The following is an 18683-nucleotide window of genomic DNA, read 5'->3' on the forward strand; positions in this document are numbered from 1 at the left end:
CCTAACGTGCCGCCACCAGCGGCCCCTCTCGCGCCCGGTCACCGGTTCGCTGGTACCCGCCGAAGCCTTGGCGAATTTGCGAAGGCCGGAAACTTAAGTGATATGCGCCGCAGCTTGGGAAACTACGTGCGTAACGGCTACGGCGGATCGAGGACGACCACCAGCAGATTTGGTGGGACCGCTTCCACAGCCAGTGCACTCGGCGGCATCCTCGAAACTATGGGGCAACAGCCCGCAGGCAGTGCACTGGATCCGGCGCTTCTTGCGGGCCGCACCGCGAACGAGGTGATGGATGCTGTCGTCGAAGCGGTTCGGCCGGTCGACGGCACTCAGGACGCCGAGGCTGAACGAACCGCCATCAAGGACTCGCTTTCGGATCTCTTGGTGAAGTACCCTGATGCCGATTTGGCTGCCCTGACACCGGAACAGCGTGAATTCGCCATCGAGCGTTTCACCGCAATGGATGTTGCTCGTCGGTTCGAACTCGATGTCGGAAAAACAATCATCGAGAAAGCGCCCACCGCCACAGTGGCTCTCAGTCGCCTGAAACAGGTGCGTGACTACATCAAGCAGACCGTAGCTGCTTCCTTTCGCAAACTCAGAGCGGCGGGCAAGAGCGTAAACTCGAACCGTATCGCCGCGGTGGTTAGAGATGCACTACGGGATACCTTTCAGGTTTTCGAGGGATACGCAGAATGAGGCTCGTTTGTGGACCTGGATCGTTCGAGCTTCCATTGGAAGAAGGCGATCTGCGTGTTGTCCTGTATGGTCAGCCACGCATCCCCTCGGAGGCAAGTGCGGGTGAAGCCGTCAAGGCAGAGCTTCGGCGAAAGGGGCTGAACCCCCATCGACGGGCATGGGATCTGCTTTCGATCGCACTTTCAATCATCACCGCCGACTTTTCGGTACTGCGGGATGACAGCGCCGATGGCTGGACTAGAGAGATTGAACTCGATGTCGCCGTTTCCGACCGAGCTTTCTGGAATACGATGGCCAACGAATTTCGGCAGGCGCTCGCGTTCCTGACAACGGACCGCTGGAAGCTTCGGTTTCATGACGGCGGCGTTTTACCCGCTCCGCCGAAGAAGATTTCGGTGCTGAAAGAAGACTGCGTCGTGTTGTTGTCCGGCGGATTGGACAGTCTCGTTGGCGCAATCGATCTGACTCGTGATGGATTGAAGCCGGTGGCAGTCAGCCAGAACGTTCGAGGGGACGGTCTGAAGCAACGGGATTTCGCACAGGAAATTGGTCTGACGAAGCACCTGCAGCTCAATCACGTTGCGACTTCCCCCACCGTGCAGGAAACGTCACAGCGAGCGCGCTCTCTGATCTTTTTGACCTTTGGCGTGGTCGTAGCTACATCGCTGGAGAAATACGCAAAAGGCAACACCGCCCCGCTCTACGTTTGCGAAAATGGGTTCATTGCGATCAATCCGCCGCTCACCGGTTCCCGGCTTGGAAGCCTGAGCACGCGCACGGCGCACCCTGTCTTCCTAACGCGATTCCAGAAGATCCTCGATGCCGCAAGCCTCAACGTGAAGATCGAAAATCCCTACGCCCAAAAAACGAAGGGCGAGATGCTTATCGAATGCAAGGACCAGATTTTCCTTCAGACCGAGGCCGCGCATTCGACCAGCTGTGGGCGCTTTCAGCGGTTCAATTACCGGCACTGCGGTCGCTGCGTTCCCTGTCAAGTGAGACGGGCAGCATTCGTCGCATGGGACGCGAAGCGCGATACGACGGATTACGTCTACGAGCCCTTGGGAAAGGATGATGAAGACCACGCGTCGTTCGATGATGTTCGTTCCGTTGCCATAGCGTTGGCTTCGGTGAAAGCTGACGGCCTCGATCGGTGGCTTGGCCACACCTTGTCGCCTCCGGATATTGGTGATCGTAACGGTGTCCGCGGCATGCTAGATCGAGGGTTAAACGAACTCGGTGAGCTGCATCGACTATATGGTGTTAAGTGATTGACTTCCATTGCCATCTTGATCTGTACCCGGATCCTGTTGCGGTCACGCAGTCCTGCGTGAGCCGGAATATCTATGTTCTCTCTGTCACTAACACGCCCTCGGCTTGGGAAGGTACGCTTGCTCTTTCACATAAGGCAAAGCGGATCAGAACGGCGCTCGGGCTGCACCCACAGATTGCACATGAACGCCATGGCGAACTTCCCTTATTTGAAAAACTCCTGCCATCAGCCACATACGTAGGGGAGATCGGGTTAGACGGCTCACCCGAGTTGCGACCCCACTGGGAAACCCAAAAGCGGGTGTTTCATCGCATTTTAGATCTATGCGACCAGGCGGGCGGTCGTGTAATGACTATTCATAGTCGGCGGGCGGCCACGCAAGTAATGGACGCACTCGAAGCGCACAAAGGCGCAGGAACACCAATCCTTCATTGGTTTTCGGGGACAAAGCGAGAGCTGGATCGCGCCGTCTCCATGGGCTGTTGGTTCAGCGTGGGACCAGGGATGATCCATGGTCAGAAGGGCCGGGATATCGTCAAAATGATCCCCCGTGATCGCCTGTTAACCGAATCTGACGGACCATTCACACAAATCGAGGGCAGGTCTGTTCTACCATGGGAGCTCGACCGCGTATTGAACGCGATCGCAGAACTGTGGTCGGAAGATGCGCTTTCGGTCGAAGGGCGGGTGGCGGAGAACTTACGACAATTGGGCTATGGTCGAGCCGAAAGCTAACCGCGCATAAGGGGCGCGATCGCTTGTCGAGAGCATCCTCCTAAAATATGCGTTGCGTCAAAACCATGGGCCATTCGATTTATCGCGAAATGAATGTGTTTTCAGTACCTTGCAAAATTTCGTTCCGGTCGGTAGTTCGAATTGGTTCAAGGCGTGCGAGGTTGGCGATATGGCGATCCTTGCGGCACCGTCGAGGACATCTCGAGATCTGTTGAGCGGACTGTCTTCGATCCTTCGCAAAGGCTGTTGAAAAGATCAGGTCTCGGCACGGTTAAGAGCGAGATGCGAAGGGTCAGGCAGGTGCGCCAGCCGGCTGATTGCGACGAACGCAAATACGGCAATCGCGCCGACAGTGGCGGCAACCGTTAGTGACCAGAACACCCCGACGTTCGTCATCAGGAATGCCAGGATAAAGGGCGCCGTCGACGAGACCACCAGACGGATGGCCAATACCTGTCCCTGTCGTTGGCCGTAACCCTCACTGCCGAAGAGCGCCAACGGCAAGGTTCCCTGCACGATGCTGCTCAAGCCCGAGCCGAGGCCAAAGACCACGGCGAACACCAGTGCGCCTGGCACGGAGGGGGCGGTGACAATCAGGATGACCAGCGCGGCCGGCAACAGCACGGCGGAGATCAGCGCCAGCACCAGCTGCGGTAGGCCGCCTCCGAAGACCATGTTGATGAACCGGCTCAGCACCTGCGACGGGCCGAACAGCGTGCCTACCATGAGCGCCATCGCTCCGAGCCCAAGTCCCGACAGAACCGGGACCATGTGGACGAGGAGCGCGGCATTGACAAAGCTCTCCAGCGCAAAGCCTGTTACCATTAGCATGAAGGCTGGCGAGCGGATCGACGGAGAGAGACTTGGCTCGACATGCTTTGCAGGCTCGGCCGATGCACGCTTGCGGCTTCTGGTGACGCTGGACGACAGCCACGCATGGATCGGCAGGCAGACAGCGACATTGAGCGCAGCGAAGACCAGATAGACATTCTGCCACGACATATGCGCGTTGAGCGCCGTCGTGATCGGCCAGAAGATCGTCGAGGCGAAGCCGGCGATCAGCGTCAGGTAGGTAATGCTGCGCTGGGCGACCTTTGGTCTGATCTGAACGAGAAGCGCGAAGGCCGCACCGTACTGCACGAGATTGGAAGCCGTCTCAAGCGCGATCAGGGCGGCGACGAAGGCAATCTTGCCAGAGGCAAACGCACAAGCCACAAGGGCGGCGGCGGCAATCGCCGAGCCGGCTGTCATGACGCGACCGGCACCAAAGCGGTCGATCCACTTGCCCATGGCTGGGGCCGCCAAGCCGCCGATCAGGAGACCGGCCGACAACGCGCCAAAAATCCATTTCGACGACCATTTCAGATCCCGCGCTATGCCCGGTGCGAGGATGCTGAAGCTGTAATAGAGCGATCCGTACCCGATGATCTGCGTGAGACCGAGGGCAAGGATAGCCGCGACGGGCGGTCGTTCGGTGCTGATCATCGTCATATGGATTTGAGGCTCACGCGCTGTTCGAGTTTTTCGGCCTCCTCTTTCCGCTCGCTGTAGCGGTCTGTCAGGTAGCCGGACGCATCACGCGTCAGCCAGGTGAACTTTGCCAGCTCCTCGCAGACATCGACGACACGGTCATAATAGGAGGATGGCTTCATCCGGCCCTTGGCATCGAATTCCTGGAAAGCCTTTCGAGTGCTGCGGCAACCTCCCGCTCGCCCCAACCGGCGTCGACCGCCTTGCTGACAAGGCGAAGGACAGATGCAGCGCGTACTGGCACCAAAGGTGCCGGTCCGGATCTGAACTCTCACAGCGAGGAGGTTGAATATAGTCATCTCTGAAATGTCGCGATTATCTTTCTCCGCGTCAAGTGATGGCCGCCTTGCCACCAAGGATATGCGCACAGTTGAACTTGGATATCCGCCACACCGGTAGTGCTTTCCTACAACCCCTGATCAACCTAATTATGCGCGATTTGCAAGTCATTTACCGTCGCTGCAAGACCATTGGTATGGATGGAGGGGGCTGCGTATGCCAGCCTCGGGCTCAGGTCTAAGTGATTTGCCAGCAGGTTCCTCTTTAACCGATTGGCTATCTTCCGAGACCTCATCGCGAGCAGGGGCCATGGCCCCACCCACGCCTCAGAGCATCTATTTCCGCAACAATGCTTGGTTGGCTTTGTCCAGGCAGACGGCGGCGAATGCCAACAGGATCGTGCAAATCGATGAATAGATGGTGCTACGGAACACGTCGGCCATGCCCACATCGATCCTCAGAAATTCAAGTGTGGCGCCGATCATAAAGAAGATTGCGCCAAGGCCGAGCACCAAGACTGCGGCATTCAAGGTCAGGCGTACCAGTCTCATCCGTTCATGTCCTCTCCCTTTAGGCGTCACGACACCGAAGTGGTGATTCTGTCCGGCTTTTGAGAACGAGTGAAGAACCGCTTTTCACTGGTTATGGATGTGGGAGCGGAAAGCAGTGCCGATCCGATAGCGCGGCAAGGATCTTGTCTTTCTCTGCGATGAAGATGCGCCCCTCATAAACCCCTGTTTGATGAGGCGAGCTGTCTCCCTCCGCTAGTACCAGCAAGGGCAAGGACTGGTTTTGCTCTCCAACAAGGGCGATGACGCTTTGTCTGGGTCTCGGCCATTCTATGCGCTCGACATTAAGCTTCATCGCCAAATCCGGGAACGAGGCCAGCACCCCCTCCAGAAGGGCGCAGTGCCAGCAATAAAACTGCTGACCTGGATAGGCAGAATCGTCAAAGCCCGGGCGCAGCAAGAACAGTCGGTCGCGGTTCGCCATTTCATTTCCTTTCCGATTTCAGTGCATTGTAGAGCGCGGGCTTGCCAATCTTCAAGTGCGCGGCAGCCTCTTGCACGGCCCGCAAAACGTCCGTTTGTCGGACAGGCTTTTTCCAGTTCGCCACACCTCCGCAACGAAATTGAAAGATTAGGCAAAGGTGCGGTATGGGTCAATTTAGGCCGAATAGGCTGTCCGAAATATCTCCTCTGTTCGAAAGCCTGCCAAGATAATTTATGACCAGGTCATTTTGCCCCGTACGGACAGTTATTGGACTGCGTGTCAGTTTCTGCAGTCGCTGCCAGTGATCAAGTCCCTGATCGGAAACATATCTTCGCCGTAGTGGTGAAGCCGGGTGTGATGCCGTCGGCATAACCACCGCACCCTTAAAGGCTCATCGTATTGATCATGATGGGCATCGACCGCTTCGATCCCGCAAACCTCGCATATTTGCTTTTCTAGCTCGCCTGCCTTCACCGCTCGCTGCACAGCAAGGTGAGCATCGTATTTGCCTGGATTGGCACGGCGCCAATTCGCTTGGCGGGTATCGGTTTTCAGCATCACAGCATCCTGCTTGTCTATCCCTGCATCACCTATGAAACGAGGTGCCGTGAATAGGCATAGCACGGCGTAAATCGTTCTTCATTTGTTTTCCCATCGGTGCCACGTGATTTCACAGGCACGTCCTTCGGACCAGGCTCTATTCCGCCGCAGCCTTGCTGCAGCTCCACGGAACCCCTGACGGGTTGGTGTTCCCACAGGTGGCGGTCCGTAATGTATTTAGGCGTGCTGGCTATGATGGACCGAGGTAGAAAGCGCGTGTTGTCGACTATGTAGCTGACGCTTCCGCTGACGCCCTCGAGTGCGGATGCTATGGCCCGATCGCACATCCTGTGAATAGTACTGCCCCATGCACCTGAAACCGCCTCCTGGGACCAGGCTTGCTCCAGCCCTTGCTTCAACACGATTGATCCGACGTCAAGGGAAGCGGTTTCGAGGCACGGCTCTGAACTCGGGTTAACGTTTCTTCCCTGAACGGTTTGGGTGTGATTCAAGAGTGTCGGTGATTTGGAGGCCGACATGTTTGAAGACGATCGCCCGCGGCTGCGGGTTTTGCTGGACCATTTTAGTCTCGTTGAGGATGAGCGGGAGCAATGGCGGGTCGCCCATCCGTTACCCGAGGTGCTTCTTCTGGTCGTTTGCGGGACGATCGGCGCATGCGACGATTTTGACGAGATCGTCGAATGGGGAGAGGATAACCTGGCGTTTTTACGTCGGTTTCTTCCCTATCACCATGGCATACCGGGTTCGCGCTGGCTGCGCATTCTGCTCAACCGGATCGATCCGGACCTGTTTTCGAACTGCTTCATATCCTGGGCGGCGACGCTTCGACCCGATGCTCCGGCGCTGGTGGCGATTGACGGAAAGACCTCGCGCGGCAGTCATGACCGGGCCAACGGCCGGGCGGCGCTGCATCTCGTCTCGGCTTTCGCCACCCGTGAACGGCTGGTTCTTGGACAAGAGGCAGTGGCAACGACAAGCTGTGAGCAGGACACCATCCCCTTGCTGCTGGAACGGTTGGCCGAAAAAGATCGCCTGAAAGGCGCGCTCGTGACCATCGACGCCATTGCCTGCAATGCCAAAACCGCCTAGGCGGTGCTCGATGCAGGCGCTGATTACCTCCTGGCGGCCAAGGCCAATCAGCCCGGCCTGATGGGTGAGATCGAGCGCTTCTTTGCCGACGCTCCGGCAAACCTCACCTCAACCGTGACCGAAGTCGACAAGGGCCATGGCCGGGTCGAAGAGCGGCGGGTCACCGTCTCCACTCAAATCGACTGGCTCTCCGGCGACAGGCGCTTTCCCGGCGAATACCGCTTCCCGTCCATCGCCACCATCGTCAAGGTGCAAGCACAAGTCTATGAAAAGTCCAGGCAAAGCAGCCAGGTCCGCTTCTATATCTCCTCACGGTCGATGACCGCGCTCCAGTTCGCCGAGGCCATACGTGGCCATTGGGCCATCGAGAACTCCCTCCATTGGGTACTCGACGTCACCTTCAACGAGGATGCCGCCCGATCTCGAACCGGGCATGGACCAGCCAACATGGCCGTCGTCCGACACTTCGCCATCAACATGGTTCGAAGCCATAACGACAAGCGCAGTATCAAACTCAGACGAAACAAAGCAGGCAGAAACCCACAATACATGGCCGAAATCATCCGAGCATGACTGTTAACCCGGATTCAGAGCCGTGGTTTCGAGGTGCCGCAGCGCGTCCATGATGATGGCCGCCGCGGGCGCCTCGCGGACCTCGAGAACCTTTTCACCGGTTGAAATGTGTTCGAGCCCGACAAAGCGGCCGTGTCCGAATTTACCAACTGTTTTATTTAGGAGCGGGATTGTGTCGATCAGTGCAACGTCATGGTCATCAATTGACACGAGATTTCCGTCGATAAACCCCAGTTTGATCTCTACCGGCTGCTGCGCGGCAATGTTACGGGTCCAATCAAACGCCTCTTCCGGGATAGAAAAGTTCTCGGGATCGTCCAAAGGTCCAGACTCAAATTCCCGGCACCAGAGGTTTTCGTCCCCGCTCCACGTGCGATCCGTCACAAAAGTCAGTCCGAACTTGGAGAGGGCGGCGGCCTTCTGCTGCCGGCAAATCACCGAGCATTCATACGGACTGCCGAAGTTATCGGAGTCCACGCGATAGATTTCCGACGCGGTGAGCGACACAGCACCGTAACCTTTGGTCCTGATGGTCTGGGGTGCCTGAACAACCGCAATTTGCTTAGCACCCGAGGAAAAGAACTGACCTATCTGGGATTGGGTCCAATATTGCGCTCCTTGCCCTTTTGATGCGCCGCGAACAAAAGCGAGAATCCCATCCTCGGTGGATACGAGATTCCACATGCGGCTCTACCAGCTCGCAGTCCACACCATCAACGGCGTCGTCATGGCAGGCGAGACGCTGATGCTCGTCGTACCGGAGGCAGATGATCTGACCGTCGAAGCCCGGGTGGCCACCCGTGACATCGACCAGATCCACGTCGGGCAGTTGGTCGAGATCCGCTTCAGCGCCTTTAACCAGCGCACCACGCCCGACGTCGAGGCGGAGGTCGTGACGGTCGCTCCCGACCTCGTAACCGATGAGCGCACCGGGGCCACCTATTATCCGCTGCGCATCCACCCCGATCCGGAAAGCCTCGCCAAGCTCAAGGGCCTTTCGCTCTACCCCGGCATGCCCGCCGAGGTCTTCATCAAGATCGCCGACCGTACCGTCATCTCCTACCTGACAAAGCCGCTCACCGACCAGATGCAGCATGCGTTTCGGGAGGATTGAGCAGCGCGTGGCTGGAGCGGCGAGTAGGTATCGGCGAATGAGGTGGGCGCCTCGGGCGGGGCAGCGGTTTTTAAGAACGATGCGTTCCGGGGGAATGCTTCGTCGGCGTATGGGGGTTCGCAGCGCCTCACGTGCAGGCTGTGGCTCATATGTAATTGGGGTTAGGACAGGAGCAGTTCAAAATCCTGCGCTAAGGACGAATGGATCATGAACATCGGTTATTGGCCTCTGAGTAGCAACGGTACAGAAAACCTAAGCGATCGGGCGGTTTATGGTGAGGTCAATCCTTCTCTACTGTGCGTCCTCCAAACTGGTACCGGAAGTCTTGACCCCTGCAGAACGGTACAGCCGTAACTGCGCACAATCGAAGAGAGAGGAATCCCAAGATGCCGCATCCAAGCCAGACCGGAAAACCAAGCCAGACGAGCGACGACTGGTGGATTAACGACCAGACGCCCGACAACCCATATGGCAAGAGCGAGGATTATGAGTCCTTTATCGACCATCTTGGGTCATTGCCCAGTTGGCTGACGCCCGAGATCGCTGCGGGAACGGTGAGGATCAATCTCTACGAACTCAACAACCACCCGGAATACAAGGCCGCCGCGATCGGCGCCTTAGAGATGTGGGCGTCTGTCACACCCCTGAAATTCGAAATCATCGACGACGCGCCGTTCGACGGCACCACGGACCAGATTGAGGTTGTCAGCCCCGAACTTGGCGAGGAGGACGATGGCATGGCCTATTCGAACGGTCACCATGTCAGCATCGGCCAGGGTTTCGACGACAAGGAAGCCCACAAGACCGATGTCGGCGGCTATGTCTTCCAAGCCTTCATGCATGAATTCGGCCATCAATTCGGTCTGAATCATCCTGGAGACTACAATTACAGCGGTCCCGACGGCGCGAGCCGATCACCTATCGGAACGATGCGACCTGGATATATGATCGGTGGCAATACAGCGTCATGTCCTATTTCGATAGCAACGCTGTCGGCGAAACCAGCCTCTGGTTTGCGTCGACGCCGCTTATGGCCGACATCGAGGCCTTCATTCGCCGCCTTTTTTCAACCGTTGACGCGAATGGAGTGCGCACCTACCAGCACATCGACCTCAACACAGAGAACAATATCTACGGCTTCGGGAGCCCACAGCGTAGCTACCAGCTGACCTCCTCTGGCAAGCAGCATGACATCGGCTTCGCGATCCATGATACCGGCGGGACCGACACGATCGATTTCTCCGGCTCGACGGCGGGTACGATCCTCGACTTGCGCGCCGGACATTTCTCCAGCGTCAACGGTTGCAGCAACAATGTTTCGATCTTCGCTGGACACAACGCGGATGCGACCGACTATTACGTCGAGAACGGCATCGGCAGCAGCCATGACGATGTCCTGATCGGCAACGACGGCGCCAACGTCCTCGACGGCCGCGGCGGCGCCGACCGCATGGCTGGCAACGGCGGCGACGATATCTATTTCGTCGATTCCCCGGACGACGTCATTCACGAGAAGGCCAACGGCGGGAACGACACCGTCATCCTCCTGTCCAAGAACCTGAAAATTCCGCAAATCGCCAACGTCGAACACATCATCTACGCCGACGAATTGCCTGGCAACGATGGCAACATCCTCTGTGGCGGAGCTGGCGAGGACACGCTGACCGGCGGCGAGGGTCAGGATACATTCCGCTTCTCGCCTGAGCTTGGGAACGGTAATGTCGAGCGGATCAAGGACTTCAGGGTGATCAACGACATGATCCTGCTGGACAGTCTCGTCTTTGAGAGCGGCGGTGGAGACGGCGCTCTCGCCTTGGGCGCGTTCCACGGGAGCGCGGAGGGCATCGCTCATAACGCAGGCGACCGCATCATCTACAACACCGATAGCGGCGCGTTGTCATATGACGTCGACGGAGGCGGAGAGCTTGCGGCCATTCAGGTTGCGCAGCTGACCCCAAATCTGAGGCTTTCGGCAGCCGACTTCATTGTCATCTAACTCGATACCAGGAGGGGCGCTTGCAGGCGCCCCTTCCGATACTACATTTGCAGTGGTTTATCTTTTCGAGCCCTTAGCTGAGCGGCAATCTCGCTACCGCAGGGCCTTGCGAGGCAATCATGGAGAGTGTGCGATGAAGCACCGGACCGACCGCCGCACAGTATTACAGGCCGTTGGGGCTGCGGCTGTTGCGGCGGTCGCCGGACCAGTCGCTGCTCAATCGTCGGATATTCGCGGCACGGTCACGTTCGAGGGCGGCGCGGTGATACCGAAGGGTCGTCTTGAGATTTATCTCGAGGACCGTGCCATTCAAAATAATGCGCGACGTCGCGCCACGGAAACGCGCATCAGAAGCGACGGCGGGTCAAAGGCGATAGCCTTTTCCTTGTCCCTGCCCGCAAGCTCGGCTGCTTCGAGAACGCTGCAGATCGTCGCGCGCTTGGAGCGTGCGGATGGCCTGCTGGTTGCGCGCGGGAGCACCCAGCTCAAGGCGGCTTCGCCTGTCGACGTCACACTCAACATCGTGATGTATTAAGGGGGCAAGACCAATGACTGACGACAGAACTCGTCTCGAAAATCGATGTCGACAGGTGACCGCCTGACTCGCGCGTAGACACTGGCTAATAGCGGCAGGCTTTGCTCCACCAAACTGGCGCACCATCAAATCCCAGGTTGAGAGATCGATCTGCGGGTGAGGGCACCCAAGGGCTAGGGACTTTGGTTGTTCGGCCGCCTTTCAGAAGGGGCGTGTGAGCTGCTCATAGGTCCGCCGGTACAAGGCGTCGCCAAACAGCCGCAGGACAGCGTTCCGGATCGCACTCGAACCCGGCCTAAGTTTATCGCAAGCGCGCGATTTCTCCTGTACCCAGCAGACGCGACCAAATTTCAAGGGCGGCTACCCGCTTTCCGACGTCACGCGCAGAGCGCCTGCCCCATCTGGCCGGACCGATGCGTCACTCATTCTCGTCAGGTTGCTTCGAGCACCATGTTGAGGGGCGTCTGGGCTGCACGCCGGATATGAGTGAAGCCGCCTGAGCGGATCACCTCGGCCAATCGCCGCTCTCCAGCTTGCGCACCGAGCGCGAGCCCTGTCTCCTGGGCAAGCGAGGTCGGAACGCAGATCATCGTCGAGGCTGAGTAGTAGAGCCGTCCAACCGGATTGATATTCTCCTCCAGGGTATCTCCGGCCGTTGGTTCGACCACCATCCAGACCCCGCCTTTTTTTAACGCCTTTCGGATATGAGCCGCAGCGGCTTTCGGGTCGCCCATGTCGTGCAAACAGTCGAAGCAGGTGATCAAATCGAAATCTCCGCCGTCGAAATCCTGCGCCCGGCCAACCTCGAAGTGCAGGTTCGTCAACCCGTGTGCCTGGGCGTGCGCGATCGCAGCGGCAATCGAGCCTGCATGGAAGTCGTAGCCCACAAAGCGGGAATTGGGAAACGCCTGCGCCAGAAGGATCGTGGATAGCCCGTGCCCACATCCGACGTCCGCCACCTTCGCGCCCGTTTCCAATCTATCGATTACACCGTGGAGTGCCGGCAGCCAGTCCTGCACAAGGGAATTAATATAACCTGGGCGGAATAGTCGCGCGACGGCGCAGAACATGCAGCCAGCCTGATCTCCCCAGGCAACGCCTCGGCCGGTTTTGAAGGCGGACTGCACCTTCGGCTGGTTTTCGACCATCGCAGCAGCGATATCGAACGCGCCAACGAGATTGACCGCGCTGTCCGGCTCGGCAAACACGAAGGCCTGCTCCGGCGTCAGCGAGAACAATCCTCGCTCATGATGCACATAACCTGAGGCTGCCTGTGCCGCCAGCCACTCCCGCACATAACGAGGTGCGCATCCCGAGGCATCGGCAAGTTCGTCGGCCTTCACCGGCCCGACTGCCTTCAGCGTCCTGTATAGCCCGAGAGCATCTCCAATCCGTACCAGCGGCACGCTGAGCGCTCCGCCAAGGTCGTCAAGGACGCGGCTCACGAGTTCATTGAGCGTTGTTTCGTTGATTTCTGTCATGTGAAATTCCTCGTGATTTGTGGCGGCCTCATGCGCCGCTTGTGGTTCAAGGGGTCGGAAACAGATGAACTCGATGCCCTCGATTTCGGATGTATGCACCGCCTACGCTTTGCGTAGACGCTCATCTAGAACCTGCGCATCCCTCTAACTGCATGGCCTTCTCGCACGACAGTAACGCGTAGACGCTTGCGGTGCGCAAACTGGGCGGTTTAATCGCCATCCGTTTTCAGCGAATAATGCCGCCGATGGTACCTCCGTCGCGCTCTTGGGTTTAGCCCCCCGGCTTCTTCTGAGCACTACTCGTGCCAATCAGGTCGCCCCCGCAACCGTCCGAGATTGCGGATGTTTCATCGGGGGGGTGTAGGGTTGCGGACATGTCGTGTCGCAATCCGCCCCCGATCAGTGCCACGATGAAGAGGAAGTTTTGGGAGGGGCGACAACAAATGGGCGAAGACGGTATTAACGAACGCCCGGATCTCGATGCAAGCTGCGGGTCTGAAAGCCGAGGAACTGAGAATGGCCAACACTGATCTAATTCCGGCATCACTGCTCGCACGCAAGGCTGTCGTATGTCTGCGGCAGTCACAACCAGAGGTCATGTCTAACTTAGAATCATAAGCGGCCGAAGAATTCGTTTTTCTTTCCCAACCTGATTTCGCGATTCAAAGGTGCAGACGGACAGGCTGGTTGCGATTTCGCTCACTGGGGCGACCAGCCATAATCCCCATCGGCCTCCCCAACGCGTGCACTGGGTTGGACGCCGGGCGATCAACGGCCAATATAAAGTTTGTAAGGCGCTTAAGAAAATGACTGCCCTCAGAGCTCGTATGTCGATCAGTCCCCGCACTTCGGCGTCAGTTCTTCAGCACCCATCGTGCCATGCACGACAGATTGCGTTTGAGAAAATTCTTCCGATAAGCCATCGCTCAAAACAGTAATTCAATCCATTTTGCTCGGAAGATTAGAACATCTTCGCCTTTCTAAAAGCTACTAAATATATAGGGTAAATTATCTAATCAATCGGGACTCGTGGTCATCATGAACATCCTCGCGCTGAGTGGCAATGTCAAAAGACCGTCCCGCACGGCGTCCTTGGTGAAGGTCGCCGCCGATCGCCTGCGGCAGCGCGTTGGTGGCCACGTGCAGTGCATCGAGCTTGTCGATGCAGCACCGGTGCTCTTTCGGGCGCTCAGAGCTGATCAGCTCGATACCGAGGGCAGGGCGGTCATTGCCGCGGTGGAAGGAGCCGATATCATCATCGCCGGATCACCCGTTTATCGGGCGTCCTACAGCGGCGCGCTGAAGCATCTGTTTGACCTTGTCGATCATCGAGCGCTGACGGGCAAGCGCGTCGTCCTCGCCGCAACCGGCGGCACGCCGTTGCATGGCCTGATGCTTGAGCACCAATTGCGGCCGCTCTTCGGCTTCTTCAATGCGCTGACCGTCCCGACCTCGATCTATGCGCTTGAGGCCGACTTTACCGATCACGAGCTCAGGAATCCTGCCGTCCTCGAGCGCGTGGATCGAGCCGTCGAAGAGGTTTCTGAAATCACGCCGGCGCTCGACATCGGAGCGATCGCGGCCTCGGCAAAACACAGCGGATTGGCAGCTTAGCCATAGAACGAAATTCCAGAGGGAGCCTTACATGACTTTTTCCAATGCCTCAAACGATCCGGTCAAATTTGCCTATTGGGTGCCGAATGTCTCGGGAGGACTGGTGATTTCGAATATCGAACAGCGCACAAGCTGGACGATCGAATACAACAGAAAGCTTGCGCAGATCGCCGAAGCGAGCGGTTTCGACTATGCCCTAAGCCAGATCCGTTTCACGGCAGGCTATGGAGCGGAATTTCAGCATGAGTCCGTTTCGTTCAGTCAGGCCCTTCTTGAATCGACGACGACATTGAAGGTGATCGCAGCGATCCTGCCTGGTCCTTGGAATCCGGCCGTTGCCGCCAAGCAGATTGCCACCATCAATCACCTGACCAACGGGCGCGTCGCAGTCAATATTGTCAGCGGCTGGTTCCGCGGTGAATTTGCCGCCATTGGCGAGCACTGGCTTGATCATGACGAGCGCTATCGCCGCTCGGAGGAGTTCATCCGTGCGCTTCGCGGTATCTGGACCGAGGATAATTTCACCTTCCGCGGCGATTTCTATCGCTTCAACAATTATTCGCTGAAGCCGAAGCCGATCGATCCGCAGCCGGAAATCTTCCAGGGCGGCTCCTCACGCGCAGCTCGCGACATGGCGGCGCGTGTGTCGGACTGGTACTTCACCAACGGCAATACGCCGGCCGAGATCCGCAAGCAGGTTGACGACATCCAATCGAAGGCCAAGGAGAATGGCCATTCAGTGCGGATCGGGGTGAACGCCTTCGCAATCGTGCGCGAAACCGAGGAAGAAGCCAAGGCAGTGCTTGCCGAGATCATCGAGAAGGCCAATCCCGAGGCGGTCAATGCTTTCGGGCATGAAGTTAAGAACGCCGGCAAGGCGTCGCCGGAAGGCGAAGGAAACTGGGCGAAATCTTCTTTCGAAGACCTCGTTCAATATAATGATGGCTTCCGCTCGAACCTCATCGGCACGCCACGGCAGGTTGCCGAGCGGGTTGTGGCGCTGAAGCAGGCGGGTGCGGATCTGATTCTGCTGGGCTTCCTGCATTTCCAGGAGGAGGTCGAGTATTTCGGCAAGCATGTGATTCCGCTGGTTCGTGAGCTCGAAGAGGCCGCCAGCACGCAGCCAGTGGCGGCCGAATAGGCCTCGCTGCAGCAAAATACCTCGTAAAGTGAAACATGATGGGTGCGTGGGCCGATTGGTCCACGCCGACGGGATTGGCGTGCCATGTTCAAGCCGCGCCCGAGCCGAATGGAGGACACTGAATGCCTGCCGCGACCTATTCCCTTGACGTGCTGGATCCCGGTACGCTGCGGGACTCCGGCGACCAGATTGCCCGCGCGTTGCCACCGGGCAAGACCGGCGGCATCCCGCAGCATGACGAAGAGACCCATGCTCTCTCTTTGCATGGCATCAGCCTGTCATTCGGTGGCGTCGCTGCCTTGGTCAATGTAGACCTTTCTGTTGAGCCGGGGGAGATCCGGGCGATTATCGGTCCAAATGGCGCAGGCAAGAGTTCGCTGATCAACGTCATCAGCGGTGTCTATCGCTCGAACCATGGCCATGTTCGTATCGGCTCCAACACCTATCGTCATGTGCCGACGGAGCGATTGGCATCGCTTGGCGTTGCGCGCACGTTCCAGAACCTCGCCTTGTTCAAGGGCTTGAGTGTCACTGATAACGTCATCGCCGGTCGAGCCTATACCGTGTGCTCGACCTTTGCCGAACAGATCCTCGGGCTTGGCCGCGCGCGCCGCGAAGAGGCGGATGCACGCGAGCGGGCGGCCCGTATTCTCGAGTTCCTGCATCTGGGCCAGGTCAGCCATCGTCTCGTAGGCACGCTGCCCTACGGACTGCAAAAACGCGTCGAGCTCGCCCGCGCCCTGGTGGCGGAACCGAAGATCCTGCTTCTAGACGAGCCTATGGCGGGGATGACGGCGAGCGAAAAGAACGACATGGCCGACGTCATCCGGTCTGCCCGAGATCTGTATGACACGACGGTGATCCTCATCGAACACGATATCGGCGTGGTCATGCAGCTTTCCGACCGGATCGCGGTCCTCGATTACGGCCGCAAGATCGCCGACGGCAGCCCGGACGAAATTCGTGCCGACGAGCGCGTCATCGACGCCTATCTCGGCGTCGTTGCGGAAAACGAGGATGGGGAGGGCATCTGATGGCAGATTTCGACTGGCCGTTTCTGATCGAAGTGCTGGTTGGCGGCCTGCTGTCGGGCGTTATGTATTCGCTCGTCGCAATCGGTTTCGTGCTGATCTACAAGACGTCGGGCGTGCTTAATTTCGCTCAAGGGGCAATGTTGCTGTTTGCCGCGCTGACCTTTGTCAGCCTTCTTGAGCGTGGCGTTCCCTTTGCCTTGGCGCTCGTCATTACATTCGCTGTCATGGTGCTGATCGGCATTGCCATCGAGCGTACCGTGCTGCGACCATTGACCAACAAGCCGCCGATTACGCTTTTCATGGCGACGCTCGGGCTCTCCTATATCATCGAGGGGGCGGCTCAACTCATCTGGGGCACGCAGGTCCACGGTCTGGAGCTCGGGATCGAGGATGTTCCATTCGACATTGGCGGCGTGTTCATCAGCCAGTTCGATCTTTTTGCGGCGGCAGTCGCTGCTGCGATGGTGGCGGCGCTGTCCGCCTTCTTCCGCTACACCCGAATTGGGCTGGCATGCCGGGCTGTAGCGGACGATCAGTTCGCTGCGCTTGCAGTCGGACTGAAACTGCCCTGGATTTGGGCAACGGTCTGGGCGGCTGCCGGTGTCGTGGCGCTGGTGGCTGGCCTGCTATGGGGCGCGCGGCTCGGCGTGCAGTTCTCCCTGTCGCTGGTGGTGCTGAAAGCGCTGCCCGTTCTCGTGCTTGGCGGCTTTGATTCCATTCTGGGTGCGATCGTCGGCGGCCTGCTAATCGGCGCGACAGAGAAGCTCGCGGAAGTCTATATCGGCGAATATTTCGGCGGCGGCATCGAAGGTTGGATTGCCTATGTCGCAGCACTCGCCTTCCTGCTCATCCGCCCCTCCGGCCTGTTTGGGCAAAAGCTCGTGGAAAGGGTCTGATATGGCCGTCGTTACCACCGATCATCATCCCACACGGCTTTTCAGCCGCTGGATGACGCCGATTGCCATCCTTGCCGGCGCCTATCTCGTGGTTCCCTTTGTCGGTTCGACCTATTTGTTCGAGGCGATCCTTTTGCCGTTCCTGGCGCTCAGCCTTGCCGGCGTCGGGCTGAATCTGCTTACCGGCTATGCAGGCCAGGTCTCGCTCGGAAGCGCCGCCTTCATGGCCGTCGGTGCCTTTGCTGCTTACAATTTCAATCTGCGCGTCGATGGCCTGCCGTTGATCGTCAGCATCCTGCTGGCCGGCCTTATGGCGGCGGTGATCGGCATCGTCTTCGGCCTGCCGAGCCTCAGATTGAAGGGCTTTTATCTTGCGGTGTCGACGCTCGCCGCGCAGTTCTTCGTGCAGTGGGCTCTCACCAAGTTTAGCTGGTTTTCAAACGACTCTGCCTCCGGGGTCATTGATGCGCCGCCTCTGACGCTTGCGGGCGTCGAGTTTACGGGCCCGGCAGGTCGCTATCTCTTTTCACTTACGATCGTGGTGGTGCTGACCTTCCTGGCGCATCGGCTGACGACCTCTCAAACCGGGCGCAACTTCATCGCCGTTCGGGACAATGAGATCGCGGCGCGCATCATCGGCGTGCCCGTACTGAGAACCAAGTTGCTGGCCTTTGCGATCTCCTCTTTCATCATCGCGGTTGCGGGAGCGCTTTGGGCCTTTGCTTACCTGAGGACCGTCGAGCCGGCCGGCTTCAATCTCGACCGATCGTTCCAAATCCTTTTCATCATCATCATCGGCGGGCTTGCCTCGACGCGGGGCGCCTTTCTCGGCGCCGCCCTGATCGTCGTCTTCCCGCTCGTGCTATCTCGATTGGGCTCGTTCCTGCTCGGTGATGTTTTCGATTCCGGCGTGCTCGACATGAGCCAGCGCATCGTGCTCGGCGCCTTGATCATTCTGTTTCTGATCCTGGAACCGGACGGGCTTTCCTCGCTTTGGGGCAAGATCCGAAGGCGGTTGGGCTCTGCCATCGACAGGCCGGCCTGACCAAGCCGGGGCACAAGCTCCGCAAACATCAAACCCATCGCTCATTCAACCCAGTTCCGGCCATCACACCGGACAATACCCGGAGTGTATCCAAA

15 protein-coding genes and 4 pseudogenes are annotated in these 18683 nt (G+C 58.3%); 12 read left to right on the plus strand and 7 right to left on the minus strand.

Annotated elements, in window-relative coordinates; all coding sequences use genetic code 11:
* The first annotated feature begins 102 nt into the window (after positions 1–102).
* Genes qatB through qatD form a run of 3 tightly spaced genes read left to right on the plus strand, consistent with a single transcriptional unit; the run spans position 103 to position 2707 of the window.
* Positions 103–699 (plus strand): Qat anti-phage system associated protein QatB, encoded by a 597-nt coding sequence (qatB, locus tag RTCIAT899_RS19750; RefSeq protein WP_240535452.1) that lies wholly within the window; start codon positions 103–105, stop codon positions 697–699.
* The gene (qatC, locus tag RTCIAT899_RS19755; RefSeq protein WP_004119905.1) at positions 696–1970 is read left to right on the plus strand and encodes a Qat anti-phage system QueC-like protein QatC; all 1275 of its coding nucleotides are present in this window, start codon (positions 696–698) and stop codon (positions 1968–1970) included. The genes qatB and qatC overlap by 4 nt, the downstream gene beginning before the upstream one ends.
* On the plus strand, positions 1967–2707 hold the full coding sequence (gene qatD, locus RTCIAT899_RS19760; RefSeq protein ID WP_004119906.1) for a Qat anti-phage system TatD family nuclease QatD: 741 nt from the start codon (positions 1967–1969) through the stop codon (positions 2705–2707). The genes qatC and qatD overlap by 4 nt, the downstream gene beginning before the upstream one ends.
* A gap of 255 nt (positions 2708–2962) precedes the next feature.
* Here qatD and arsK read toward each other — a convergent pair whose 3' ends face one another.
* The 5 genes and pseudogenes from arsK to RTCIAT899_RS19780 all read right to left on the minus strand — a co-directional run bounded on the left by arsK (position 2963) and on the right by RTCIAT899_RS19780 (position 6067).
* The gene (gene arsK / locus RTCIAT899_RS19765; RefSeq protein ID WP_004119907.1) at positions 2963–4198 is read right to left on the minus strand and encodes an arsenite efflux MFS transporter ArsK; all 1236 of its coding nucleotides are present in this window, start codon (positions 4196–4198) and stop codon (positions 2963–2965) included.
* Positions 4195–4401: pseudogene (locus RTCIAT899_RS32135) on the minus strand (arsenical resistance protein ArsH); the annotation flags it as partial. The gene arsK and the pseudogene RTCIAT899_RS32135, both read right to left, overlap by 4 nt.
* A gap of 450 nt (positions 4402–4851) precedes the next feature.
* On the minus strand, positions 4852–5067 hold the full coding sequence (locus tag RTCIAT899_RS19770; RefSeq protein WP_004119909.1) for a hypothetical protein: 216 nt from the start codon (positions 5065–5067) through the stop codon (positions 4852–4854).
* A gap of 91 nt (positions 5068–5158) precedes the next feature.
* On the minus strand, positions 5159–5509 hold the full coding sequence (locus RTCIAT899_RS19775) for a DUF3088 domain-containing protein (protein ID WP_004119910.1): 351 nt from the start codon (positions 5507–5509) through the stop codon (positions 5159–5161).
* A gap of 279 nt (positions 5510–5788) precedes the next feature.
* Positions 5789–6067, minus strand: coding sequence for a hypothetical protein (locus RTCIAT899_RS19780; protein WP_004119911.1), 279 nt, complete (start codon positions 6065–6067; stop codon positions 5789–5791).
* Between the two features lie 519 nt (positions 6068–6586).
* Here RTCIAT899_RS19780 and RTCIAT899_RS19785 point away from each other — a divergent pair.
* Positions 6587–7732, plus strand: a pseudogene (locus tag RTCIAT899_RS19785) (ISAs1 family transposase).
* Between the two features lie 3 nt (positions 7733–7735).
* Here the strand turns inward: RTCIAT899_RS19785 and RTCIAT899_RS31690 are convergent.
* Positions 7736–8416: an argininosuccinate synthase domain-containing protein gene (locus tag RTCIAT899_RS31690; RefSeq protein ID WP_004119915.1), complete on the minus strand. Its 681-nt coding sequence runs from the start codon at positions 8414–8416 to the stop codon at positions 7736–7738.
* 1 nt (position 8417) lies between these two features.
* Between RTCIAT899_RS31690 and RTCIAT899_RS19795 the strand changes: the two are divergent.
* The 3 genes and pseudogenes from RTCIAT899_RS19795 to RTCIAT899_RS19810 all read left to right on the plus strand — a co-directional run.
* A pseudogene (locus tag RTCIAT899_RS19795) lies at positions 8418–8846 on the plus strand (beta-barrel domain-containing protein); the annotation flags it as partial.
* Between the two features lie 386 nt (positions 8847–9232).
* Positions 9233–10650, plus strand: a pseudogene (locus tag RTCIAT899_RS32145) (M10 family metallopeptidase C-terminal domain-containing protein); the annotation flags it as partial.
* Positions 10651–10975: 325 nt separating this feature from the next.
* Positions 10976–11377, plus strand: a complete 402-nt coding sequence (locus tag RTCIAT899_RS19810; protein WP_004119921.1) for a twin-arginine translocation signal domain-containing protein — start codon at positions 10976–10978, stop codon at positions 11375–11377.
* Positions 11378–11808: 431 nt separating this feature from the next.
* Here RTCIAT899_RS19810 and RTCIAT899_RS19815 read toward each other — a convergent pair whose 3' ends face one another.
* Positions 11809–12858 (minus strand): class I SAM-dependent methyltransferase, encoded by a 1050-nt coding sequence (locus RTCIAT899_RS19815; RefSeq protein WP_004119923.1) that lies wholly within the window; start codon positions 12856–12858, stop codon positions 11809–11811.
* A gap of 1038 nt (positions 12859–13896) precedes the next feature.
* Between RTCIAT899_RS19815 and msuE the strand changes: the two genes are divergently transcribed.
* The 5 genes from msuE (at position 13897) to RTCIAT899_RS19840 (ending at position 18588) form a co-directional block, all read left to right on the plus strand.
* Positions 13897–14472: an FMN reductase gene (msuE, locus tag RTCIAT899_RS19820; protein WP_028755187.1), complete on the plus strand. Its 576-nt coding sequence runs from the start codon at positions 13897–13899 to the stop codon at positions 14470–14472.
* Positions 14473–14503: 31 nt separating this feature from the next.
* Entirely contained in the window at positions 14504–15613 is a 1110-nt protein-coding gene (gene sfnG, locus RTCIAT899_RS19825) for a dimethylsulfone monooxygenase SfnG (RefSeq protein ID WP_004119927.1), read from the plus strand.
* Between the two features lie 122 nt (positions 15614–15735).
* On the plus strand, positions 15736–16647 hold the full coding sequence (locus RTCIAT899_RS19830; protein ID WP_004119930.1) for an ABC transporter ATP-binding protein: 912 nt from the start codon (positions 15736–15738) through the stop codon (positions 16645–16647).
* A complete protein-coding gene (locus RTCIAT899_RS19835; protein WP_004119933.1) occupies positions 16647–17543 on the plus strand; it encodes a branched-chain amino acid ABC transporter permease in 897 nt (298 codons plus the stop codon). The genes RTCIAT899_RS19830 and RTCIAT899_RS19835 overlap by 1 nt, the downstream gene beginning before the upstream one ends.
* 1 nt (position 17544) lies before the next feature.
* The gene (locus RTCIAT899_RS19840) at positions 17545–18588 is read left to right on the plus strand and encodes a branched-chain amino acid ABC transporter permease (RefSeq protein WP_004119936.1); all 1044 of its coding nucleotides are present in this window, start codon (positions 17545–17547) and stop codon (positions 18586–18588) included.
* Positions 18589–18683: the final 95 nt, after the last annotated feature.

It is taken from the genome of Rhizobium tropici CIAT 899, from assembly GCF_000330885.1.
Taxonomy (GTDB): Bacteria; Pseudomonadota; Alphaproteobacteria; order Rhizobiales; family Rhizobiaceae; genus Rhizobium; species Rhizobium tropici.

What these genes read in the sequence shown, in the direction of transcription:
- qatB (WP_240535452.1), top strand. Translation starts at nt 103, where the DNA reads ATGCGCCGCAGCTTGGGAAACTACGTGCGTAACGGCTACGGCGGATCG.
- qatC (WP_004119905.1), top strand. Translation starts at nt 696, where the DNA reads ATGAGGCTCGTTTGTGGACCTGGATCGTTCGAGCTTCCATTGGAAGAA.
- arsK (WP_004119907.1), bottom strand. Translation starts at nt 4,198, where the DNA reads ATGACGATGATCAGCACCGAACGACCGCCCGTCGCGGCTATCCTTGCC.
- RTCIAT899_RS19770 (WP_004119909.1), bottom strand. Translation starts at nt 5,067, where the DNA reads ATGAGACTGGTACGCCTGACCTTGAATGCCGCAGTCTTGGTGCTCGGC.
- RTCIAT899_RS19775 (WP_004119910.1), bottom strand. Translation starts at nt 5,509, where the DNA reads ATGGCGAACCGCGACCGACTGTTCTTGCTGCGCCCGGGCTTTGACGAT.
- RTCIAT899_RS19780 (WP_004119911.1), bottom strand. Translation starts at nt 6,067, where the DNA reads ATGCTGAAAACCGATACCCGCCAAGCGAATTGGCGCCGTGCCAATCCA.
- RTCIAT899_RS31690 (WP_004119915.1), bottom strand. Translation starts at nt 8,416, where the DNA reads ATGTGGAATCTCGTATCCACCGAGGATGGGATTCTCGCTTTTGTTCGC.
- RTCIAT899_RS19810 (WP_004119921.1), top strand. Translation starts at nt 10,976, where the DNA reads ATGAAGCACCGGACCGACCGCCGCACAGTATTACAGGCCGTTGGGGCT.
- RTCIAT899_RS19815 (WP_004119923.1), bottom strand. Translation starts at nt 12,858, where the DNA reads ATGACAGAAATCAACGAAACAACGCTCAATGAACTCGTGAGCCGCGTC.
- msuE (WP_028755187.1), top strand. Translation starts at nt 13,897, where the DNA reads ATGAACATCCTCGCGCTGAGTGGCAATGTCAAAAGACCGTCCCGCACG.
- sfnG (WP_004119927.1), top strand. Translation starts at nt 14,504, where the DNA reads ATGACTTTTTCCAATGCCTCAAACGATCCGGTCAAATTTGCCTATTGG.
- RTCIAT899_RS19830 (WP_004119930.1), top strand. Translation starts at nt 15,736, where the DNA reads ATGCCTGCCGCGACCTATTCCCTTGACGTGCTGGATCCCGGTACGCTG.
- RTCIAT899_RS19835 (WP_004119933.1), top strand. Translation starts at nt 16,647, where the DNA reads ATGGCAGATTTCGACTGGCCGTTTCTGATCGAAGTGCTGGTTGGCGGC.
- RTCIAT899_RS19840 (WP_004119936.1), top strand. Translation starts at nt 17,545, where the DNA reads ATGGCCGTCGTTACCACCGATCATCATCCCACACGGCTTTTCAGCCGC.